The 20,695-nt window shown below is 43.1% G+C and carries 15 protein-coding genes; 10 read left to right on the plus strand and 5 right to left on the minus strand.

Annotation, left to right across the window (positions count from 1 at the left end; genetic code table 11):
* Positions 1–170: 170 nt before the first annotated feature.
* From gpmA to JXA84_02460, 4 genes are read right to left on the minus strand one after another with little or no spacing between them, the layout of a single operon-like run.
* Complete coding sequence (gpmA, locus tag JXA84_02445) at positions 171–914, minus strand: 2,3-diphosphoglycerate-dependent phosphoglycerate mutase (protein ID MBN1150062.1); 744 nt, start codon at positions 912–914, stop codon at positions 171–173.
* A complete protein-coding gene (locus tag JXA84_02450; GenBank protein MBN1150063.1) occupies positions 902–1,546 on the minus strand; it encodes a histidine phosphatase family protein in 645 nt (214 codons plus the stop codon). The genes gpmA and JXA84_02450 overlap by 13 nt, the downstream gene beginning before the upstream one ends.
* Entirely contained in the window at positions 1,543–2,352 is an 810-nt protein-coding gene (locus tag JXA84_02455; GenBank protein MBN1150064.1) for a polysaccharide deacetylase family protein, read from the minus strand. Before JXA84_02455 ends, JXA84_02450 begins: the two co-directional genes overlap by 4 nt.
* Positions 2,349–3,542, minus strand: a complete 1,194-nt coding sequence (locus tag JXA84_02460; GenBank protein MBN1150065.1) for a PLP-dependent aminotransferase family protein — start codon at positions 3,540–3,542, stop codon at positions 2,349–2,351. Before JXA84_02460 ends, JXA84_02455 begins: the two co-directional genes overlap by 4 nt.
* A 120-nt stretch (positions 3,543–3,662) precedes the next feature.
* Between JXA84_02460 and JXA84_02465 the strand changes: the two genes are divergently transcribed.
* Together JXA84_02465 and JXA84_02470 are read left to right on the plus strand one after the other, a co-directional pair.
* A complete protein-coding gene (locus JXA84_02465) occupies positions 3,663–5,984 on the plus strand; it encodes a DEAD/DEAH box helicase family protein (GenBank protein ID MBN1150066.1) in 2,322 nt (773 codons plus the stop codon).
* 41 nt (positions 5,985–6,025) lie between these two features.
* Complete coding sequence (locus tag JXA84_02470) at positions 6,026–10,144, plus strand: tetratricopeptide repeat protein (GenBank protein ID MBN1150067.1); 4,119 nt, start codon at positions 6,026–6,028, stop codon at positions 10,142–10,144.
* A gap of 1 nt (position 10,145) precedes the next feature.
* On the opposite strand, the gene JXA84_02475 is transcribed toward JXA84_02470, so the two are convergent.
* Positions 10,146–10,664, minus strand: a complete 519-nt coding sequence (locus JXA84_02475; protein MBN1150068.1) for a flavin reductase family protein — start codon at positions 10,662–10,664, stop codon at positions 10,146–10,148.
* A gap of 105 nt (positions 10,665–10,769) precedes the next feature.
* On the opposite strand from JXA84_02475, the gene JXA84_02480 reads away from it, so the two are divergent.
* From JXA84_02480 to dinB, 8 genes are all read left to right on the plus strand, one after another.
* Positions 10,770–12,200 (plus strand): hypothetical protein, encoded by a 1,431-nt coding sequence (locus JXA84_02480; protein ID MBN1150069.1) that lies wholly within the window; start codon positions 10,770–10,772, stop codon positions 12,198–12,200.
* Between the two features lie 210 nt (positions 12,201–12,410).
* Positions 12,411–12,872 carry a hypothetical protein gene (locus JXA84_02485; GenBank protein ID MBN1150070.1) on the plus strand — a complete coding sequence of 154 codons (462 nt, stop codon included), beginning with the start codon at positions 12,411–12,413 and terminating at the stop codon, positions 12,870–12,872.
* 54 nt (positions 12,873–12,926) lie between these two features.
* Positions 12,927–13,334 (plus strand): OsmC family protein, encoded by a 408-nt coding sequence (locus tag JXA84_02490; protein MBN1150071.1) that lies wholly within the window; start codon positions 12,927–12,929, stop codon positions 13,332–13,334.
* A gap of 10 nt (positions 13,335–13,344) precedes the next feature.
* Entirely contained in the window at positions 13,345–13,968 is a 624-nt protein-coding gene (locus JXA84_02495) for a hypothetical protein (GenBank protein MBN1150072.1), read from the plus strand.
* 117 nt (positions 13,969–14,085) lie between these two features.
* Complete coding sequence (locus tag JXA84_02500; protein ID MBN1150073.1) at positions 14,086–15,855, plus strand: KamA family radical SAM protein; 1,770 nt, start codon at positions 14,086–14,088, stop codon at positions 15,853–15,855.
* Positions 15,856–15,912: 57 nt separating this feature from the next.
* On the plus strand, positions 15,913–16,974 hold the full coding sequence (locus tag JXA84_02505) for a hypothetical protein (GenBank protein ID MBN1150074.1): 1,062 nt from the start codon (positions 15,913–15,915) through the stop codon (positions 16,972–16,974).
* A gap of 20 nt (positions 16,975–16,994) precedes the next feature.
* The gene (locus JXA84_02510; GenBank protein ID MBN1150075.1) at positions 16,995–19,652 is read left to right on the plus strand and encodes a DEAD/DEAH box helicase family protein; all 2,658 of its coding nucleotides are present in this window, start codon (positions 16,995–16,997) and stop codon (positions 19,650–19,652) included.
* Positions 19,643–20,695, plus strand: a 1,053-nt coding sequence (dinB, locus tag JXA84_02515; GenBank protein ID MBN1150076.1) for a DNA polymerase IV, incomplete at its 3' end; no start/stop codon positions are given. The genes JXA84_02510 and dinB, both read left to right, overlap by 10 nt.

A 20,695-nucleotide genomic window follows, 5' to 3' on the forward strand; every position in this document is an offset into this window, starting at 1 on the left:
AGAAAATAAACCGGGGATTTCGATTATTCTTCCCACATACCAGTTATTATCAATCCAATATTCCATTGTATATTTACTCTTCATAAGCACCTCATCTTATAATTTTATTAAAATATCAGATTTTTTATATTACAAATAATAAATAGGGAAAAATTGCATAAAGTATTCGTTTACGCTTTTCCCTGATTTTTTACTTTCTGCTCTGCCGAGGTGAGTTCTTCTTCCGATGCAAGATAGTAGTGCTTTATGGGTTTGAGTTCGTCGTCGAGTTCGTATATAAGTGGTATGCCGGTCGGAATATTCAGAGACACTATTTCCTCTTCCGGGACGTCGTCCAAAAACTTTACAAGCGCCCTTAAACTGTTGCCGTGGGCGGCTATTATGACCTTTTTCCCGCTTTTGACCGTCGGTGAAATAATTTCGTGCCATAGGGGCAGAAACCTCTGGACAGTGTCTTTCAGGCACTCTGTCAGGGGCAGGTCTTTTTCATCGAGGTCTCTGTATCGGGGGTCGTTGCCCGGGTATCTTGAGTCGTCTTTTGTAAGCGCGGGGGGCTGAATCGCGTAACTCCTACGCCAGACGTGGACCTGCTCCTCGCCGAATTTCTGAGCCATCTCCGATTTGTTCAAACCCTGAAGTGCGCCGTAGTGGCGTTCGTTGAGCCGCCAGAACCTTTCCACAGGTATCCACATCAAATCCATCTCGTCGAGAGTTATCCACAGAGTCCTTATAGCCCTTCTCAAAACCGAAGTGTAGGCGATGTCGAAGGTAAAACCTTTTTCCTTGAGTTTTTTACCGGCAGTATGAGCCTCAAAAATTCCTTTTTCGGAGAGGTCGATGTCCGTCCAACCCGTAAACCGGTTTTCCTTGTTCCAAAAACTCTCACCGTGCCTTAAAAGGGTCAGTTCAAACATATTTTCTCCTTTTCCCAAAAAGCCGAGTGGGGCGTTTCACCGAATTCCGAAAGCCTGAAACCATTTCCGTCGTGGATGATTTTTGTGAGAGCAGTGTTTTCGAGTTTTCCAAGGTCCCAGACATTTCTTATCGGAATATTTTTAACCCAGGCGGAGGCGGTTCTTATCAAGACACCGTGGGAAAAGACCAGAATTTTTTTCCCGGAATGCTTGTCAATGACATGATTAAGAAATGATACCGCCCTTTTCTGGACGCATTCAAAAGTCTCACCTCCCGCGATTTGGAAAAGGTCGGGTCTGAAGTTGAAATTCCTGAATTCAAGCGGGTTCTCTTTTTGAATGTCTTGGATTGGCTTGCTCTCCCAAAAGCCGAGGTTCATCTCTTTTATAAAGTCAGATTGGATTATATCCAGACCCAGATCTTTTGCGACTATAATCGCCGTCTGAAGAGCCCTCTGCAGGGGGCTCGAATAGACGAGGTCGAAAACATGTCCCGTTTTGGCAAAATGAAAAGCGAGAGAGCGCGACTGCTGGACACCGAGTTCGCTTAAAACGGATTCGCTCTGCCCCTGTATTCTTCCTTCGAGGTTCGCCTTGCTCTGTCCGTGTCTGACAAAAGTTATACTCGTCATTTTACAATTTCGCCGGAATACCTGGAATATTTCAAATAGACCGTGTCGGCGAGGGCTTCTTCGAGAGGTATGAAATTCCAACCGTCTTCCAAAAAAATGTCTATTATCTCTCCTAAGACGAAAGAGTTGATATAGTTCATGTGCAAAAGCATGACAAGCGGTACGTCCCTGTCATATTTTTTCGTGTAAAAACTATCGTTTGCCAAAATCCTCTCTTCGATGTGAGAAATGTACTCCCTTTTGACAGAATCCAGAAATACAGTGTCACCGGAAGGCAGGGCATCGACGAAAGTCTTGTTGAACTTCCAATCGTCGTTGTCTATTGTCACCGGAGCGACCGTATAACCGTTTCTTCTCAGAGCTTGTAGAACAGAGTCCCTTTTTTCTGGGGTGTCGCCCATGCTCAGGCAGGGATACCTGAAATATTCCGGCCTTTTGCCGAAAAGAGTTGTCAGAAGGGAGTCGCAGATCAAGAAATCTTCAATGTATTCTTCCGCCGAGACGTCGTCGAGATCGCGGTGGGAATGGGTGTGGTTTCCGATGGAGTGCCCCCTGTTGACGAATTCGTTCATAAGTTCGAGGGCGAAACCGTTGATAGTTGAGGTCACTGTGAACCCCATGACCTTGACGTTTCTGGAATCGAGTGTGTCGAGGATTCGGATGAAATAATCGTGCTTCTGTTCTCTTGTCAAGCCTCTGGTGTAGGTGAAAGGCAAGTCGTCTATAGTCAGCGCAACTCTCTTTTGCGCCGGGGCTGGTTGCGAGAAAACCACAACAAAGAAGAGGAAGAGCGGGATTTTTTTCATAAATGTTCCTTCACTACTTCGGAGAGAATTTTTATCCCTTTTTCAATCTGTTCTATCGAAGGGAAAGAGTAGTTGAGCCTTAAAGTGTTTTTACCCGAGGAATCACAGTGAAAGGGCTGTCCTGTTATAAAGGCGACGTTTTTTTCGACCGCCTTGTAGAAGATTTGCTGGGCGTCTATTCGCTCAGGGAGTATGACCCACAGGAACATTCCTCCGTCGGGTTTCGACCATATAACACCGTCCGGCATGTTATTTTCCAGAGAAGAGATCATCGCCTTGTTTTTGGGTCTGTAAACTTCAATGGCTTTTTTTATGGTCTCCTCCATTTTTCCCTGTGATATGAAATGGGAGAGTATCAGCTGGGTAAACGACGGGGTGCAGAGGTCCACGGATTGCTTGAGCATCACTATTTTGTCTATAAGTTCTTTTTGGGCTGTTATCCAGCCCATTCTCATTCCCGGGAACAGCATTTTTGAAAAAGTCTTGAGAAGAACGACTCCATTGCCTTCCGACAATGTCCAAAGGCTGGGTAATACATTTCCTGTGAAGCTGAGCTCTCTGTATGGAGAGTCTTCGACAATGAGAATGTCCCTTTCTTTTGTGAATTTTAAAAGTTCTTTTCTTCTTTCAAGCGTCATCGTGATGCCTGAAGGGTTTTGAAAATCGGGTATAGTGTATATGAAAGCCGGAGAAGTATTTTTCTTCTCGAGTTCGTCGACGACCTTTTCCAGAGTGTCTATTTCCATTCCGCCGAAATCCATTTTGATTCCGACCATATTCGCCATGTCGCGCCTGAAAGCCTGTATGGCGCCGAGATAAGACGGCAATTCCATTATGACGGGCGTGTTTTCGTCCAAAAAGAGGCGGGATAATAAATCCAAACCCTGCTGGGAGGAAGAGGTCACGCAGATCTCTTCTTCGGTGGCCTTTTCGCCGAAGTCTGCCATGAATTTGACGAGGGAGGAAAGCATCTCTCCCTCTCCTGGAGTCGGTCCGTATTGCAGGGCGAGATACCCTTTTTCTCTTAAAACCTTTTCGGTTATTTCCGTAATGTCTTTTGTCGGAAAAAGCTTTGAATCCGGGAGGCCTCCGCCAAAGGATATTATGCCGGGTTTTCTCGTCATACTGAGAAGCTCTCTAATTTCCGACCTTTTGATGCTCGAAGAAATCTTTGAAAATCTAAGCGCCATGACCTCTCCTTTTCCTTGTGAGAATTTATTATTATTGATAACCTTTTTTGCGGACGCTTTTTATTTTATCATAAATTGTCTTAAGTTTGTAGAACCAGAATGACACCAGAAAGGAGTTTTTTGGAAATCTCGGTTGGTGAACTTGTAAATTTCGTTTTTTGCGATAACGATCTGGAGTCGAACTTCAAGAGCATGGAAAAAACCAGGGTTGGTGGCGAAATCCACAGAGAACGCCAGGCCAGTATGTCGGAAAGCGGTGATTACGAGTCAGAGAAATATCTGAAACTGGATTTTGTATACGAGGGAAGAGAATTCACCATCAAGGGAAAAGCCGATGGCCTGTTGACGGAAGACGGCATCACAACAGTGGAAGAGATTAAAACGGGCGAGATGTCCGGCAGAGGTGATTATGAAATACAAAAGCATCTCGCGCAGGCTAAATGCTACGCCTTCATGTATTCCAAAATTTACGGCGAGAGTAATATATCAGTCAAACTTGTGTATATAGACGAAGAAAGGAAAATCGAGCAGAAAAAATTTCTTTTCAGCCATTCGGAGCTTGAAAACGACTTTTTTGAGATGTTCGAAAAATACTTCAAGTGGCTTTTGTTTTTGGAGAAAAGAAGAAATGAACGGGACAAATCCCTTTCTGAAGTTAGCTTCCCTCACGATACGTTCAGAAAAGGGCAGGAAGAGATGTTTTTTGCGGTCTTTGAAGCCGTGGAGAACTCAAAGACGCTCTTTGTCAGGGCTCCTACCGGAATAGGAAAGACCGCGGCGACGATTTTCCCCTCTCTTAAATCCCTCGGAGCAGATCACGCCGAAAAGGTTTTTTATCTCACGGCGAAGACTACGACGAGGGAAGTTGCCCAGAACACGCTGAGACTTTTTTCACAAAAAGGGATGTCGCTGAAGAGCGTTTCTATAACGGCGAAGTCAAAGATATGCTTTTTGGGGCTGGATGTATGCGACGTAGATCACTGTCCTTACGCCAAGGGTTATTACGGGAGGGTCAAAACGGCGATTGTCGAAGCTCTGATGAATGAAGACCTGCTGACGAGCGAGGAAATCGAGAAGTACGCGAAGATACACGGTATCTGCCCTTTTGAGTTCTCCCTCGACATATCAAGGCATTGCGACTTTATCGTCTGCGATTACAACTACCTTTTCGATCCCAACGTATTTTTGAGGCGTTATTTTTTGGAAGATTCAGGCGATTTTGTCTTTCTGATTGACGAAGCCCACAACCTTCCTGACAGGGCGAGAGATATGTATTCCGCTCAGCTCAAAAGGTCTATGTTTTCGGAGAAAAAATATCTTCTGTCCGATTATTTAGCGGAGGATTCCTTTGAAGAAGTCGAAAATTTTTTTGAATTGATATTATCTAAAATTCCCGAAGAGGGATTCTGGATTCAGAGCAAACCCCTTGATGAAATTATCCCTGTTCTGCAGTCGTTTTCGGAGTGGATGGCTTTTTGGATGAAAGAAAATTACGGAAAAAAACATTACAATGAGATTTTGAAACTTTATTTTGACGTCCAGACCTACTTGAAAATATTCGATTTATACGGTTCGAACTACGTCACGTATATCAAAGCCGTAGGAAATGACGTAGTGATAAAGCAGTTTTGTCTCGACCCTTCCAGGAATTTGAGAAAAGTTTTGAAAAAAGGGAGGTCGAGCATTTTCTTTTCCGCGACGATGAAACCCATGGAGTATTACAGGGACATTTTAGGCGGAGACGCAAACTCTTTGGAGCTCGAACTCGAATCGCCGTTTCCAGAGGAAAATCTGTCCCTGTGCCTTACGCCTTATATCTCGACAAAGTATTCTTCCAGAAATTTCAGTCTGTCTGAAGTCTGTTCGGTGATCCACGAGACATTTATGTCTAAAAAGGGCAACTACATGGCTTACTTCCCTTCTTACGCGTATCTTGAAAAGGCGATCGAGTCTTTCCGGTTAGAGTATCCGGACGTCAAAATCGCTTGTCAGAGTTCAATGATGACAGAAAAGCAGAGGCAGAGTTTTTTAAACAAATTCTCAAAATCGAGAAAAGAAGGACTTCTTGGGTTCGCTGTGATGGGAGGCGTCTTCTCTGAGGGAATAGACCTTCATGGCGACAGGCTATCCGGAGCCGTTATTGTTGGTGTCGGATTGCCGAAGATTTGTTTTGAGCTCGAGATTGTTAGGGAGTATTTTGAAAGGGAAAGGGAAGCTGGTTTTGACTTTGCCTACACCTACCCGGGGATGAACAAAGTACTTCAAGCAGCCGGAAGGGTTATTAGAACCGAAAACGACAAAGGTGTCATTGTGCTAATCGACGCGAGGTTTTCAAGCGATAAATATCTGTCTCTTTTTCCGAAGGAGTGGTCCAATTACAAAGTTGTGTCGTCTGAGAAAGAACTCCGTACGGTTTTGAAAAGGTTCTGGCAAGGTGAATGATTTTCAGACAAAAAATCCAACCGATGTGATATGCTAATCTCATGAACCCTTTTCTACCCGGTGAAATTGACCTTGTTTTCGCGAAGAAGACCAGACCAGGGGCTCTTCTTTTTGCCGATGTCGTGGGTTTTACCGCTTTAAGCGAAAAATTCAGCGAAAGGGGAATCTCCGGCACCGGCGAACTGACCGAACTTTTGGATTCTTGTTTCGAGTCTATTCTTTCTGTGGTCAGAAAGCACGGCGGCGACATAATCGAGTTTATAGGCGACGCGATATTAGTCAAGTATGAAAATATGGACCAGGCAAAAAAGTGTTCAACCCAAATGATCAAAACAATCAAATCCTTCTCGGACATCGAAACTTCCGCCGGTAAGTTTTCTCTTTCTATGAAAATCGTTCTGGGCAAAGGGAGCTGGAAAGAGCTCATACTCGGAACCCAAGAAAAACTCCTGCTGTTTCTCACAGGAAATATTTTAAAAGAGATGGCGAAGGCGGGAGAAAAAAAGGCTTTGATAAGCTTTGCTAAATCGGCAGAAAGAAGGAAAATGACAAGAAAAACCGACCTGAAGATGAAATTCAGGATAGCGGGAAAAAAGAAGTTTAACCCAAACATCCCTATTGAAATATCCAGAAAAAGTTCTCTCGGCGAATTCAGGTCTGTAGCCTGCGTGTTTTTCCAGATAAAAGGTTACGATGAAGACAACCCGGATTATGAAGACATCAACAGAATAATAGTCATCGCACAGAAAACAGCGGAAAAGTTTGGAGGCTGGTTGAATTGCGTGGACAACGTCCGCAAAAATGGGAGCAGGATACTCGTCCTTTTCGGAGCTCCAACAGCTTACGGGGGTGAGGGTGAAAGGGCGGTTAAATTCGCCATGGAATTGACACGCCTTTGTAATGAATCCGCCCAAATATCTGTCTGTGCGAGCGCCGGGGCAGGGTTTGTCTTCGCGGGGATGATCGGAGATAAAAAGAGGAAAAAGTATTCGGTCATAGGCGATGCCGTAAACACAACTTCAAGGATTCTCGACGGGCTTGAAAAGGGGGCTATTGTCGTCACCGAGGATTTATTCAGGATGACTAAAGACAAAATTCGTTATTCCCGTTTGAAATCCGTCCGGGTGAAAGGCAAAAAATACCCGCTGAAAAGGTACAGACCGGAAAGTGTAATATTTGAAACTCCCGTTTTGGGACGATTTCTTGGAAGAGAAGAAGAAATCAGAAGGGCTCGTGAAATGATTTCAAAGGGCAGTTGCTCGATTATGATAAAAGGCGAACCCGGAATAGGAAAGACGCGATTTCTGGATGAATTGTCGAGGTTTGCCGAGAAAAAAGGTTACAAAACCTTCAAGACCAGAGCCGAGGAAAACAGACCTGCTTTCGAACCATTTGCCGGTCTCGTCCGGGGTATGTGCGCGATTGAAAAAAGCGACGGCGACAGCGAAATCGTCTTCAAGATTAAAAAAACCATAGGAGAGCGATCGGCGGACGATAAAATAAGCTCAGCGGGTGTTTTGTCGGAGATGTTTTTCGGCATAGAATCAGGTGACGAGAGGTTCAAGAAGCTGAACCCTGAAATCCGAAAACAAAATTTAGTCGAAGCTCTTTTGGAGTTGATGAAATCTTTTCAGGGTAAACTCTGTGTTGTATTTGACAGTTTTCAGTGGGTTAAAAAGGAGGATTTTGACGTTTTGGATTTTATCCAGAGCTCTCTCCTTGGTTACTCAAGGGCGGAAGTTTGTTTTTTAATGGCTTCGAGAAAAGACGAATTTCCAGCCACAAATATAAAAGCATTTGAAAATGCGAAAATTGAAATTGGACCCATGAACGAAAACTATTTCAAGATTTTTACCGAAAAACTGCTGGGAGATAAAAAAATCGAAAAGAGCCTTTTGAACACCATCATGGCGAAATCCGACAGAAATCCTTTCTACGCTGAGCAGATACTATTTTATCTTAAAGACAAAAAAATGATTTCGGAAAAAAAAGGAACATGGAGCGCGGAGATAAACTACAAGAATGAAAACTTGCCGGAAAATCTCTTTTCAATAATCGTCTCGAGAATAGAAAAAATCGGAGAAAGCGCCAAGGACTGCCTTAAAGTGGCAAGCGCGGTCGGCATGAATTTCAGAGCCGAGACGCTGGAAAATGTGTTGAAAAAAAGTGTATCAAAAGAAATAAAACTCGGAGTCGAGGCGGGAATTCTGAGCGTGATTGACAGGGGTGAAACTGCTTATTGTTTTACACACGCGCTCTACAAAGACGTACTCTACCAGACAATAATTTCGGAAGAGAAAAAAAATATCCACGGCGCGATAGCCAGGTATTTTGAGAAAAAACTGAACACGAAGACGAGAGAAAACCTTTCTCTTGTATCTATGCATTTCGACCTTTCCGAAAACTGGCGAAAAGCCTATGGTTATATGTTTGATGCCGGTCTTAAATCAGCCGAGAAGTATCTGAACGAAGAGGCGAATTTTCATTTTGAAAGAGCCCTGATAATAGCGAGAGACCACCTGAAATCGAAAACCATGGAAGCGAATGCCGCCAAAGAACTCGCGAATCTATGTTATTACACAGGCGAATACGATAAAAGCCTTCACTGGACGTCCGTTTTTGAAAAATTGTCCCCGAAGAATTCTCTGGTAGGATCAAAAGTAGCCAGATTCAGATCCAGGTGCGCGAGAGGTGAAAAGGAGTTCAGAAAAACCCTTAAATCTTTGGAGAAAAACATCAAAGCCCTGAAAACTTCTTCGCAGATACAAAAGAGGGAGAGGATACAAAATTATATTTCCCAAGCCTTTCTCCACAGAAGTCTATACGAACCCCAAAAAGCTCTTGAGGTGATCGGCCTTGCGGAAAATGAGCTGAAAAAACTCGACAGTCATTTTCTGGACGACAAAATAGAGACAAGCATTCTGCAGGAAAAAGCTTCAGCCATGATTTTCAGTTTCGACTACGCGAACGCGATGAAATATTATGAAGAAGCTTTCAACAAAGCAGTAAAAACTGGAGACAAGATAACTGCCGCCGCTTCAATTTCAAACATAGGTTTTATTCGGCACTACAAGTGTGAATACGAAAAAGCTCTCGAAGAATATCAAAAAGCGGAAGAGATCACTCGTGAAATCGGCGACAACAAGGGGCTTTGTCTTTCTTTGATGAATTTGGGATGCGTTTATAACGACATAAACAAAATTGGCAAATCGATTTTGTGTTTTGAAAAATCTCTCGGTATCGCTCTTGAAATGAATTTTAAAAAGCAGATTATTTTCAACTACATTAACTTAGGCAACAGTTACAACAATATGAGGATTTCAAAAAAAGCGATTGAATTCACCAAAAAAGCTTTGCCCTATGCTTTGGAGCTAAATGATTACGTGGCTTTGGCGAGAATAAACGAAAATTTAGGAAACATCTACAGGAAAAAAGGAGACGTTGAAAAGGCCATTAAGCACTACAACGATGATTTGAAATACCTCGAATTGTCTCAAGACTACAAATGGATGTTTTATGTTTTGGAGAAAATGGCTGATATCGAATTTGATATGATGAATTACAAAAAGTCTCTTGATTACGCGAAGAAAGCTCTGGTTTTGAGCAGAAAACAGGATTATCCCGAGGGGCAGACAGATATTCTGATGTTCATCGCACGCCTCTTTTTGGAAACCGGAAAATACCAGAAAGCAGAAATATACGTAAAAAAAGCTGAAAGCCAGGTCGGTATGTGCAAGGACAAGGAGGTTACAGCTCTATACTACATCAACAGAGCATACTTTGAAGAAAAAAAAAGTAAAACCGAAGGTTTGCCCATAAAGCATGAAGGGGTTGACAGGGTTGAAGAGTTGATGAACAAAGCACTTGAAATAATTGAAGACGTGAAATTTGAAAGTTTGAAACTAGAATATTACTATTCCTGGGGTTTGATCTTCAGAGAAAGAGAACTGTTAAGAGAATCTCTGCAAAACCTAAAAGAGGCCATGAAATTGGCAAAAAAAAGGAATGACGAAGAAAGAAAATTAAAAGTCTATACGCAGATGTATTTGCTGTATAAAAAAACAGACAGCCAGAAAGCGCGTTTTTTCTATGAAAAGGCGAGAAAGGCTTTATTGAAAACCCGAAACTACAAAAGAGTCGAGTGGCTAAAAAATATTTAGACTAAAAAAAGGGCTCGGTCGCTTCGACGTGTAATATTTCGCCGTAAAATACCCTGTGGTAATCCTTTTCCGGGTAGCACTTTGGGATATAGTCGTCGAGAAAATTACCGGGTATCAAGTCCCCCCAATAAATTTTCCTGCATTCAATCGCCAGATCAGCTTCTACAAAAGAAGGAGCAGGAACTTTTTTTGATTTTTCGACGTGAAGCCTCGTCAGAGATATTTTATCGCAGTCCTTGCCTGATTTTGAGCCCAAAAAAGAGAGGTCATTTTGAAACTCTTGGGGAAAAGAGCAAAGCGTAAAGAAGGGATAATTGTTGCAAAAACTCCATGTATGCCTCGTGGGCCTCACGAATATCTGCGCGAAAGGCTTGTTCCATACGGTTCCGAAACTGCCCCAGCCGACGGTCATAGTGTTAAAATTATCTTCGTCGCCGCATGTGAGAAGAAGCCATGTTTTTTGCCATATGTTGAAGATTTTCAAAGACAATTTTTCTATAGCAGTTTCTTTTCGTTTCATAATTCTCCCGCTGTCAAACTTTCCTTTGAAATGCTATCATGATAAGACATGTTAAAAAAGGAAAAGATAGTCCAGATTTCGTTTTTTTTGTTTTTTCTCAGAAAAATGCTCATGCCTTTTGAAGCTTCAATCCATGAAAACATCAAACCCGAGACGCCCCACCAGATTGAAATAATCAACGGAACATTTCTTGGAGGAGAAGGCCGGAATTACTACGGCGAGAATCCTCCAGACAGACTTGACGTTATATGGAAGACTGTCCTCGGAACAGGGACTACGAGAGTTGGATCGAGCGGAGAGAGGAGATGGAGCGGAAGCGGATGGACGGGTCAACCTCTCATGGTTAAACACGGAGAGACATACTACATAATTCAAGGTGCTTTCGACCACAACCTGAAAAAAATCAGGGCTGAAACAGGAGAACTGGTCTGGCAATACAGATTCGACGACGTCATAAAAGGAACAGGGACGGTTGTTTTGATGCCTTGGATCGGAGACAGTGTGAATTCGGTCTTCATTGTTCAGGGGAGCAGGCTGGGGACGAGTAACAGCCTCCAATCTTCTATTGTACCAAGCCTGAGAGCGGTTTCATTTTTTACCGGGGAAGAACTCTGGCGATTCAACGTGAAGAGAACAGATAGCTACAGCAGAGACGCGGATGGATCAGGCATTATGATAGACAGTTTGTTTTATATAGGTCTTGAAAACGGAATTTTCACAGTTTTGAATCCGGACCCTACCCGCCTTGAAACACGAGACGGAATCCCGCAGCCTCAAATCGTAAAAGAGATTTTTTTGTATGAAGAATCTGACAGGCAGAAACACGGAGGTAATCTCGTTGTAGAATCATCGGTCTCGAGAATAGGCAAAACTCTGTATATCTGCGCCGGATCAGGACATGTCTATGGAATTGACGTTGAAAGCAAGGAAATAGTCTGGGATTATTTCATAGGCTCCGACATAGATGCTTCTCCTGTGGTCACTTATGATTCATGCCTTCTGGTTTCTATTGAAAAACAATATATACCCGGAAAAGGGGGTGTTTTCAAACTTGACCCTTCCAAGCCCCCGGATTCCTCTGTCGTTTGGTTTTTTCCCACCGGAAATAAAAATTTCGCCGACTGGAGAGGAGGGGTCGTGGGTTCCTGCGCTGTAAACGACAGATACAGGTCTTACGGTTATCCAGCTTTAGCAGCCTTTACGGGTATTGACGGCAATGTTTATGTCGTCCAGCACGATTCACTTGATCCTGAGGGTAAAAAGGCTGTCAGCCCTGATGGGTTTGCAGAATTCCCCCTTCCGAAAATAGTATTCTCAGATTACATCGGGCCGAGCATCGCCACGCCGCTGCTGTTTGAAAGTAAATTGATAGTCCCTTCATACAACGGGCTTTTTCTGTATTCCTGGACCCCGAACCTAAATTTCTTTCTTTTGGACAAGTTCACGACCGGTTTTGAATCTACGCCTTTTGTCTGGGACAGAAGAATATATATCGGCTCGCGTGACGGATACCTTTACTGTTTCGGGGAGAACTGATAAACAAACTGGAACCAGTGATGCGACATGCCTGAATTCAACCTTGAGTTTATAAAGCACAATGGAATGGATGAGTGGCTAATTGAACAGGGAAAAAAATGGACATGAGGCTTTTGCGGAGAGACTCAAAAACAACCAACGGGTCATGAACGAACCGAGGGGAAGGTTTCGTTCCTGGAGAAAGCACATTCTGTTCAACTGACGAATAAAATGAATTTGACCTTAGACGAAATACTTCAAAAGATACCGGATATGGAGAATAAATCCAGTGAAAGCACGCTTGTGTATCACTCGCCAGATGAAGACGATTTGGATTTCTACATCGAACTTTGCGAGTTTTTCAGGAACTCCGATGATTTAAGCCAGCAAAAAGTATTTGATTGCCTTAGCGAAAAAAAAGGAATCCTCAACACACTGCTGGGAATGATTTTCGAATCAGCTGAGAATCTAAAAAAGGAGAAAGACGTCTTCTGGCTTAAGACAGGGTTGACCGCGGCGGAGATTAATGGGAACAGGCTGGATCCGAGAGATTTTCTTCTTGCTCTGGCCGAACTCTACGTTTCTGCAATAAAAGCCGGCATCAACCCGGACAGTTTTTTTGACGCGGCAAAAAAGGCGGTTCCGAAGAATTTCAAGGATTATCCGGTTGTAAAAAACAGGGTAGGCGGTTAAGATAAATTTTTAACCCTTTTAAAAGACTGAAGAACCAGGAAAAACGGAGGGTAAATGAAAGCTTCATCGCATTGGCTGGAAAAGTATAAAACAAAAATTGATGACGGAAGAGGGCACGAAATCCTGTCTGACCAGACCCCCGATTACGGAGGAGACGACACTGGTCCCACGCCTCTTGACCTTGTGGTAATGGGTTTAGCCGGATGTGTTAATGTCCTGTATGTTATGGTCGCTCAGAAAATGAGGCTCAAATATAAGACTTTACAGGTCGATGTGGAAGCAGATAAACCAAAAGAAGCCAGGACTATTGAAAGGGCAAGGATCGTTTTGAAAATCAATACAGCAGAAGACGATAGTAAAGTGCAAAAATGCCTTGAGCAAGCTGAAGCAATGTGCCCTATCGGAGCTATTTTTCAAATGGCTGGAATTGAAATTAAGAGCAGGTTCGAAAAGGTTGGATAAAGCGGTTTTTATGATAAAAAAAACAAGCCGAACCCAAGGTTTTAAACTTTCTGTGTTGTTCTATCCTTTTTTTCCGTTTCTCGGATTATTTTTTGGAGTTTCCGTGACGAGTATTGCCGTATTTAACACGTTTTCTTGGGCGGTAGTTGTATCCGCTTTTGTCGCATTAGGGTTTTTACTCCATTTTTATTTTTTCAAATGCCTTAGAGCTAATATTTTTTACCTTGAAAATTCTTCTGTCACAGCGGCCTACATTCTCTATGCCTTGGTCATATCCCTGCTTTTTAAGACGATTTTTATCCATAACTTGATACTGTCTTTTGTCGCCGGAGTTTTTATACGGAGAAGAAAAGAATTTTTTGGAGAGAGTTTTTCGCCTGTCTGGGATGGTCTGAAAACTTGTTCGCTGACTTTGCCGGTGTCTTTTGTAAGTTATGCAGTATATAGAAGCTCTTTGTCTGGAAGGTTTACGATGTTTCCGGACTATACCCCTGAAGGCATTTTCCTCTCTTCAGGCGACTATCTTTGGACTGCCGTTGTTCTTTCAGCTTTGTTTTCTCTTACGGCAGCTCTGACACTCTCGGGGTTGTTTTTTTTCACCGGGAGAGAGCCGGTTGACCCAGAAAAAATTTAGGATTAAGATATAACTAAGAATCTAAATCAGTATAAATCAAGCCTAAAAATAACAGGAGGAATCCTGAATAAAAGAGATGGTATTTCGATTATATTGAACGAGACTTCTTCCTCGGTTTTGAAACGTATCTGGGAAACCGCGCCGGTTTTCATGAATATTCTCAAAAATTCGGTCACTTTAGAAGACGCTCGAACAGGTGTTTTGAATTTTCTAAATGAAAAGGAAGATGTTCTTGAAAATGTGCATTCTGAAAAGGTCTACCAGAATTTTCACGTACTCGAAATAGAAAACGCTAAAGAATGCATAAAAGCCCTTAAAAACATTTTCCGCACAAAAAACGAACAGATCTCTGAATTTTCCGCGCTGAACCTTTTATACAGGATGGCGGTAGGAGAGACAAAAGACATAGAAAAAGTCAATCAGGCGTTTTTAGTTGAATTTCTATATCTTTTAAAAGGAGTCAATTTCCAATCCGGCATTTACGATGAAATATACACCAAAACTCAAGACCCGGAAAAGAAAGTAAAATCGAGAATGCACAAGCTCGATGTGTTTGCAAGACAAATGAGGGATGGTTTTGAAAGGTTCAAGACGGGTATGGACGATGATGTCGTTGAAAATCGGAAAATCATGAAAAGGAGAATTTTAAAATATTTCAACAGTTCGGAGGAAGACTGGAAAAATTATAAATGGCATCTGTCCAGGGTTATTAAAACCACCGAAAACCTCGTCAAATTAGTCGATTTGAGTTTGGATGAGTTTGAAGGCGTGGAGATGGCCGTCAAAAACGGAATCCCTTTTCAAATCACTCCCTATTACTTGTCTTTGTTCAATCCGTCGGGCAGGCAGGATTATGACAGGACAGTCAGGGCTCAGGTTCTGCCCACGGTGTTTTTCTGCAGAAAAATGATCGAGAACATTGAAGGTTCTGTCGATATGGATTTTATGGGAGAAAAACATACTTCTCCGATATCCGGTGTGACAAGGCGATATCCGAATATCGTCATACTGAAACCTTTTGATTCGTGCCCTCAGATCTGCGTGTATTGCCAGAGGAATTGGGAGATCAAAAACCTCGGCGAAGTCATTTTTTCACATGAAAAAAACGAAATGGCGGTCAAATGGATAGCTGACAATCCAAGCGTAACAGAAGTCCTGATAACGGGTGGGGACCCTCTTACACTGCCCAACTCATACTTAAACAGACTCGTAGGGCAAGTTGCAAAGATTGAGCACGTGGAGAGGATCAGAATAGGGACGAGAACTCCTGTCACCATTCCCTTCAGGATTAACGACGGTTTTTTGGAGATATTGAAGAAGTATCATGAACCGGGTAAACTTGAGATCTGCGTTGTAACCCACATAGAAAGTCCAATAGAATTAACTGAAGATGTCCTTGAAGCTGTGACAAAAATCAGAAAAGCGGGGATTGGCGTCTACAACCAGCAGGTTTTTACTTATTACACGAGCAAAAAATTCGAGACTGCTTTTCTCAGGAAAAATCTGAAACTTTTTGGTATAGACCCCTACTACACTTTCAACACAAAAGGCAAGGAAGAAACAGGTGAATTTATGGTACCGATAGCGAGAATCCAGCAGGAAAGGAAAGAGGAAGCAAGACTTCTACCAGGGCTTGTCAGGACAGACGAACCTGTTTTCAACATACCTTCACTCGGTAAATCGCATCTCAGGGCCGGGCAGGACCATGAATTGATAGGGATAATGCCCAACGGCAGAAGAGTTTTCAGGTTTTATCCCTGGGAGATGAAGATATCCCTCGCTGACGACTACATATACACCGATGTAAGCATATACGACTACATGAAAAGGCTTCAGAGAGACGGGGAAGATGTCGAAGACTACAAGACGATTTGGTATTATTTCTAAAAAAATTCTAAAAATTACAAATTTACCATTTTTGGGGTGTAAAATTCTGGAGGAATAATGAAAAGGTTTGCAGGATTCCTGTGTTTTTGTGCTGTTTTAGGTTGCACGAGTTCGACAAGCCCTGGAGGCAACTCGAAAATATTTTTCGGATGGGCTGGGGGTGTACCTGACGGTGACAGCTCCGCGGTGGTTATTAGAACTGCGAACGGCGGTGAACCGTGGACAAGATGCGGTGAACACGGAGAAATACCTCCTGTTTACATAAACGGAATCGAAGCTCTGGATTTGTCCACTGTGTGGATAGTCGGCGGCTTGTGGGGAGGGTATGGACTAGTGATGATGTCTGAAAACGGAGGTTCAACATGGGAGAGAAAAGGAAACTCTCAGATTTTTCCGAATGTAGAAGCTGGTTGCATATTTTCTCTCGATAGAAACCGCTGTTGGTGCGGCGGAGATAGCGGCATGATATATTCGACTTCAGACGCGGGCAATACATGGATTCAGAAAAATGACTCCCAGGGAAAGGAATTCCTTCTTAGCGGAATCAAAGTTTTCAACGACGAAGTTGTGTGGATTGTCGGAGGAACAGCCATAGGAAAAAACCAAGGTGTTATACTTAGAACAACAGATGCAGGCCTTACATGGCAAAGACAAGGCCAAGGGACGGAAGTTGACAGTCATTACCTTATAACGATTTCCGCGCCTGACACTTCCTGTGCATGGGCTGTAGGAAACGGGTATATTGTAATGAGGACGACCGACGGAGGGCAGACTTGGTTGAACGTATCGCCATTACCATCATCCGGCAACGACGCAAACGGCGTGGTCGCTTTTGATAAGAATAACGCATGGGTGGTGATGGACTACAACAATGTTTTTCGGACCACTGACGGAGGCCAGACATGGGATCAGCAGGATGTTCCGGTGACAGACCAGTTCATAACGAGAATTTCGGTTGTTGACAAAAACACAGCTTGGGCGGTCGGAAGTCAGAGCAACGCTCCATTCAACCACGGGGCAATTCTACACACAACCGACGGAGGCAGTACTTGGGTAGAGCAGACAAACCCAGTCCCGAAAAACCTCTACTGCGTGTCTTTTTACGGTGAAATCCGCTGACAGAAAATAGTGTTTTCAGTTTGTGCCGTTTCAAATTCGTCTGGAGAACTTATCAGAAAAGAGTTCTCGACGAACTTTACGGACACATGGAAGACGACAGCCTTCATGTTGTCGCCGCTCCGGGATCAGGTAAAACCGTCCTCGGAATTGAGACTATCATAAAACTCGGTAAGCCGGCTCTTGTGCTTTCCCCTACATTGACTATAAGGGACCAGTGGATAGATAGGTTTGCGGATCTTTTTCTAAAAGACCCGGAAGAAGTCCAAAAATTGGTTTCAAAGAATCTTGCTGAACCAAAACCTTTGACATCAGAGACATACCAGTCCCTGCATTCTTTCATTAAAGAAAACAAAACGAGAAACATTCCGGAAAATTATTTTGAAACTCTCGTTCTCGACGAAGCGCATCATCTAAGGACCTCATGGTGGAAAAGCCTTCTCAATTTCAAAGAAAAGATGAAAAAATGCAGGATAATAGCTCTTACGGCCACACCGCCATACGATGTCACTTATTTCGAATGGGAGAGGTATACACGACTCTGCGGGCCTATAGACTCCGAGATATCCGTTCCGGAACTTGTCAAAAACGGAGACCTCTGCGCCCATCAAGATTACATTTACCTTTCCAAGCCGGACCAAAGCCAACTGAAAAAGCTTCTCGACTACAAAGAGAAAATCAGGGAGTTGACAGACAGGATTCTGAATGACCAAAATTTTGCCAAACATGCCGCTTCCCATCCCTGGATAGCGGATTTTGAAAGGAACATGTCCGAATCACTGGGTCAACCCCGGTATCTCACATCAATGCTTGTATATCTCGAGAAACATAAATCAACAAGCACCTCAAAGTCATTAAACCTGGATAATGCCGTGAAAATTCTGACAGGAGGAAAAGGAGGACTGCCAGGATTCAACCTGAAATGGTTTGAAATTTTTCTCAATTTCGTGTTTTACGAGGATAAAACAAATCATTTTTCCAAATATGAAGCGGTTCTGGAGTTAAAAAAAGAACTCGAAAGGTTGGGGGTGATTGAAAAGAAAAAAATCTTTTTGTCGAATAACCCGAAGATAAAAAAGATGCTTGTAAAAAATCCGAGTAAACTCTCGAGTATAGCAGACATAGTACAAATGGAATACAGAGGGCTTGAGAATAAACTGCGTATGGTGATTTTGACCGATTTTATATGCCTTTCCTATCTACCGAGAACACAGGATGATAAGCCTTCTCTCGTCAAAATTGGCGTTGTTCCAATATTTGAAACTCTCAGGCGAGTAGGTGAAATCGGATTGAAAACGGGTGTTCTTTGCGGAAAACTCGTCCTCTTTCCAGGGGTTGCATCACCCGCGGTAATTCATTTTCTAGAAAAGGAGGGGGTCGAAGACGCCAGATCGAAAATACGCCCCGCGGCGTTCGACGAAAGATTTGTCGAGCTCAAACTTGAAGGGAAGACAAAAGAACTTTCAGTTAAAGCCATGACAAAAATTTTCAAAGAAGGGCACATAAATGTTATCGTTGGAACACAATCTCTTTTGGGGGAAGGATGGGATGCCCCTTGCATCAACACAATTGTGCTCGCAAGTTATGTCGGTTCCTATATGCTATCAAACCAAATGAGGGGAAGAGCGATAAGAATAAACCCTGAAAACCCGGGAAAGACAGCAAATATTTGGCATCTGGCATGTTTGGACCCTACTTCCGAGGATTTTGGGGAGGATTTTACAACCCTTGAAAGGCGTTTTTTGTCTTTCACTGGCGTAGCCATGGACAAACCCTTGATAAGAAACGGCATAAAGAGAATGGCGCTGGATGATTTCGATTTAAAAAACCGCGGGTATGAACTATACAACGGTTTTTGCCTAAAAAAAGCTCTTGAAAGGGATAGTCTTGAAAACAGGTGGAAAGAAGCTCTCGAATCGGGAACTTCTCTGGAAGAGGGGCTTTCTCTGAAAAAAGATTGGCGGAAGGTGGCTGGGCTGAAAAGTATTATACTATCCGAAACTATCAGAGCATTGTTTTTTCAAGGGGTCGGCTTTGGAATTTTCTTTTTTCTTCTCATAATCAGAGATTTTCTGTATTCAAGACACATTTCCCCACCCTTTTGTTTTGGTGTGGTTTTATTTGGGATTGTTGTCTCCGCGTTGTTTTCGTCATATTATTTTGTAAAAGCGTTTGTTCTTTTTATAAAGCATGGCAGCCTTGAAAAGAATATGTGTCAAGTTGGTAAATGCGTTTTGGAAACTTTGAGGGGAGAAGGTTTTGTGAAAACCCCTTTTTCAAAAATTCAAATCAGCGCTCAGGAGGAGTTCGGAGAGGTTGTCCTGACAATGAAAGGGGCCACTCTTTACGAGAAAACTTTGTTTTTCAACTGTATGGAAGAGATATTCGGTGTTGTTAAAAATCCGAGATACTTGTTGGTGAGAAGGTCTGATTTCACGGGATTATTGTCTTTTTTAAGCAAGAGGTTTAAGAAAACAGATTTTCACAACGTCCCGGAAATATTCGGTAAAAATAAAACTTTAGCCAAAAAATATGCCAAAAATTGGTCGAAAAGAATAGGTAAAGCCTTTGTTTTCTACACGAGAAACGAAAGAGGGAGAATGCTTTTACTCAAAGCAAGGGAGTATGCCCCTTCATCTGATAAAACGCCGGAAAGCCGGCGCGTAAACAGGTGGGTGTGAGGAAGATAATTCACATAGACATGGACGCGTATTACGCGGCGATAGAGCAGAGGGACGATCCTTCGCTGAGAGGAAAGCCTGTCATAGTCGGAGGTACTCCGGGGACGAGGAGCGTGGTTTCGACCTGTTCCTACGAAGCCCGGAAATTCGGGGTCAGATCGGCAATGCCGTCAAACACCGCCAAAAGACTTTGCCCTCAGGGAATTTTTGTACTTCCGAGGTTCAGAGTCTATGAAAAGGTGTCAAGGCAGATAAGGGAAATCTTCAGGGAGTACACCGACCTCGTAGAACCCATGTCTTTGGACGAGGCGTACCTCGACGTCACCCATAATAAGAAGGAGATTTCGTCGGCGACGATCATAGCCAGAGAAATCAAGAAAAAGATACACAGTAAGACGAGCCTGACGGCATCAGCGGGGGTTTCTTACAACAAATTTCTGGCAAAAGTCGCGTCTGATTTCAAGAAACCCGACGGACTTACAGTTGTGCCTCCGGGTAAAGCCGAAAAGTTTCTGGAAAACCTCGACATAAGGAAGTTTTACGGAGTCGGTGTGGCAACTGAAAATCGCATGAGAAAACTGGGAATAAACAATGGCGCAGACCTGAAAAAAAGAACCCTCGAAGAACTGAAGGAAAATTTCGGTAAAGCCGGAATTTATTACTACGAAATAGTCCGGGGAATAGACGAAAGACCTGTTATAAATGAATGGGAAAGGAAATCCTACGGAAGCGAGACGACTTACGAGAAGGACCTGACCGATATGGACCAAATCGCCGCGGAGATGGAGAGGCTTTCAGAAAAGGTTTTCAACGGAACAGAGAAAGAAAACCTCAAGGGAAAAACGGTGACCGTTAAGGTCAGATACGGCGATTTTACTACGCTTACAAGAAGCCTGACGAGGGAGGATGCTGTCGATTCGAGCGAGGATATTGTAAAAACAGCGCTTTTTTTACTTCGTAAAACCGAAGCCGGAAAAAGAAGCATCAGGCTCCTCGGGGTTACGCTTTCGAATTTCTATTCAGATGAAAAAATTATGACAGAG

The sequence above is a fragment of the candidate division WOR-3 bacterium genome, assembly GCA_016926475.1.
Classification (GTDB): Bacteria; SDB-A; SDB-A; order SDB-A; family SDB-A; genus JAFGIG01.

Bases quoted from the DNA above. Each gene is read 5' to 3' on its own strand.
- gpmA (MBN1150062.1), bottom strand. From the start codon at position 914: ATGTTTGAACTGACCCTTTTAAGGCACGGTGAGAGTTTTTGGAACAAG.
- JXA84_02450 (MBN1150063.1), bottom strand. From the start codon at position 1,546: ATGACGAGTATAACTTTTGTCAGACACGGACAGAGCAAGGCGAACCTC.
- JXA84_02455 (MBN1150064.1), bottom strand. From the start codon at position 2,352: ATGAAAAAAATCCCGCTCTTCCTCTTCTTTGTTGTGGTTTTCTCGCAA.
- JXA84_02460 (MBN1150065.1), bottom strand. From the start codon at position 3,542: ATGGCGCTTAGATTTTCAAAGATTTCTTCGAGCATCAAAAGGTCGGAA.
- JXA84_02470 (MBN1150067.1), top strand. From the start codon at position 6,026: ATGAACCCTTTTCTACCCGGTGAAATTGACCTTGTTTTCGCGAAGAAG.
- JXA84_02475 (MBN1150068.1), bottom strand. From the start codon at position 10,664: ATGAAACGAAAAGAAACTGCTATAGAAAAATTGTCTTTGAAAATCTTC.
- JXA84_02480 (MBN1150069.1), top strand. From the start codon at position 10,770: ATGCTCATGCCTTTTGAAGCTTCAATCCATGAAAACATCAAACCCGAG.
- JXA84_02485 (MBN1150070.1), top strand. From the start codon at position 12,411: ATGAATTTGACCTTAGACGAAATACTTCAAAAGATACCGGATATGGAG.
- JXA84_02490 (MBN1150071.1), top strand. From the start codon at position 12,927: ATGAAAGCTTCATCGCATTGGCTGGAAAAGTATAAAACAAAAATTGAT.
- JXA84_02495 (MBN1150072.1), top strand. From the start codon at position 13,345: ATGATAAAAAAAACAAGCCGAACCCAAGGTTTTAAACTTTCTGTGTTG.
- JXA84_02505 (MBN1150074.1), top strand. From the start codon at position 15,913: ATGAAAAGGTTTGCAGGATTCCTGTGTTTTTGTGCTGTTTTAGGTTGC.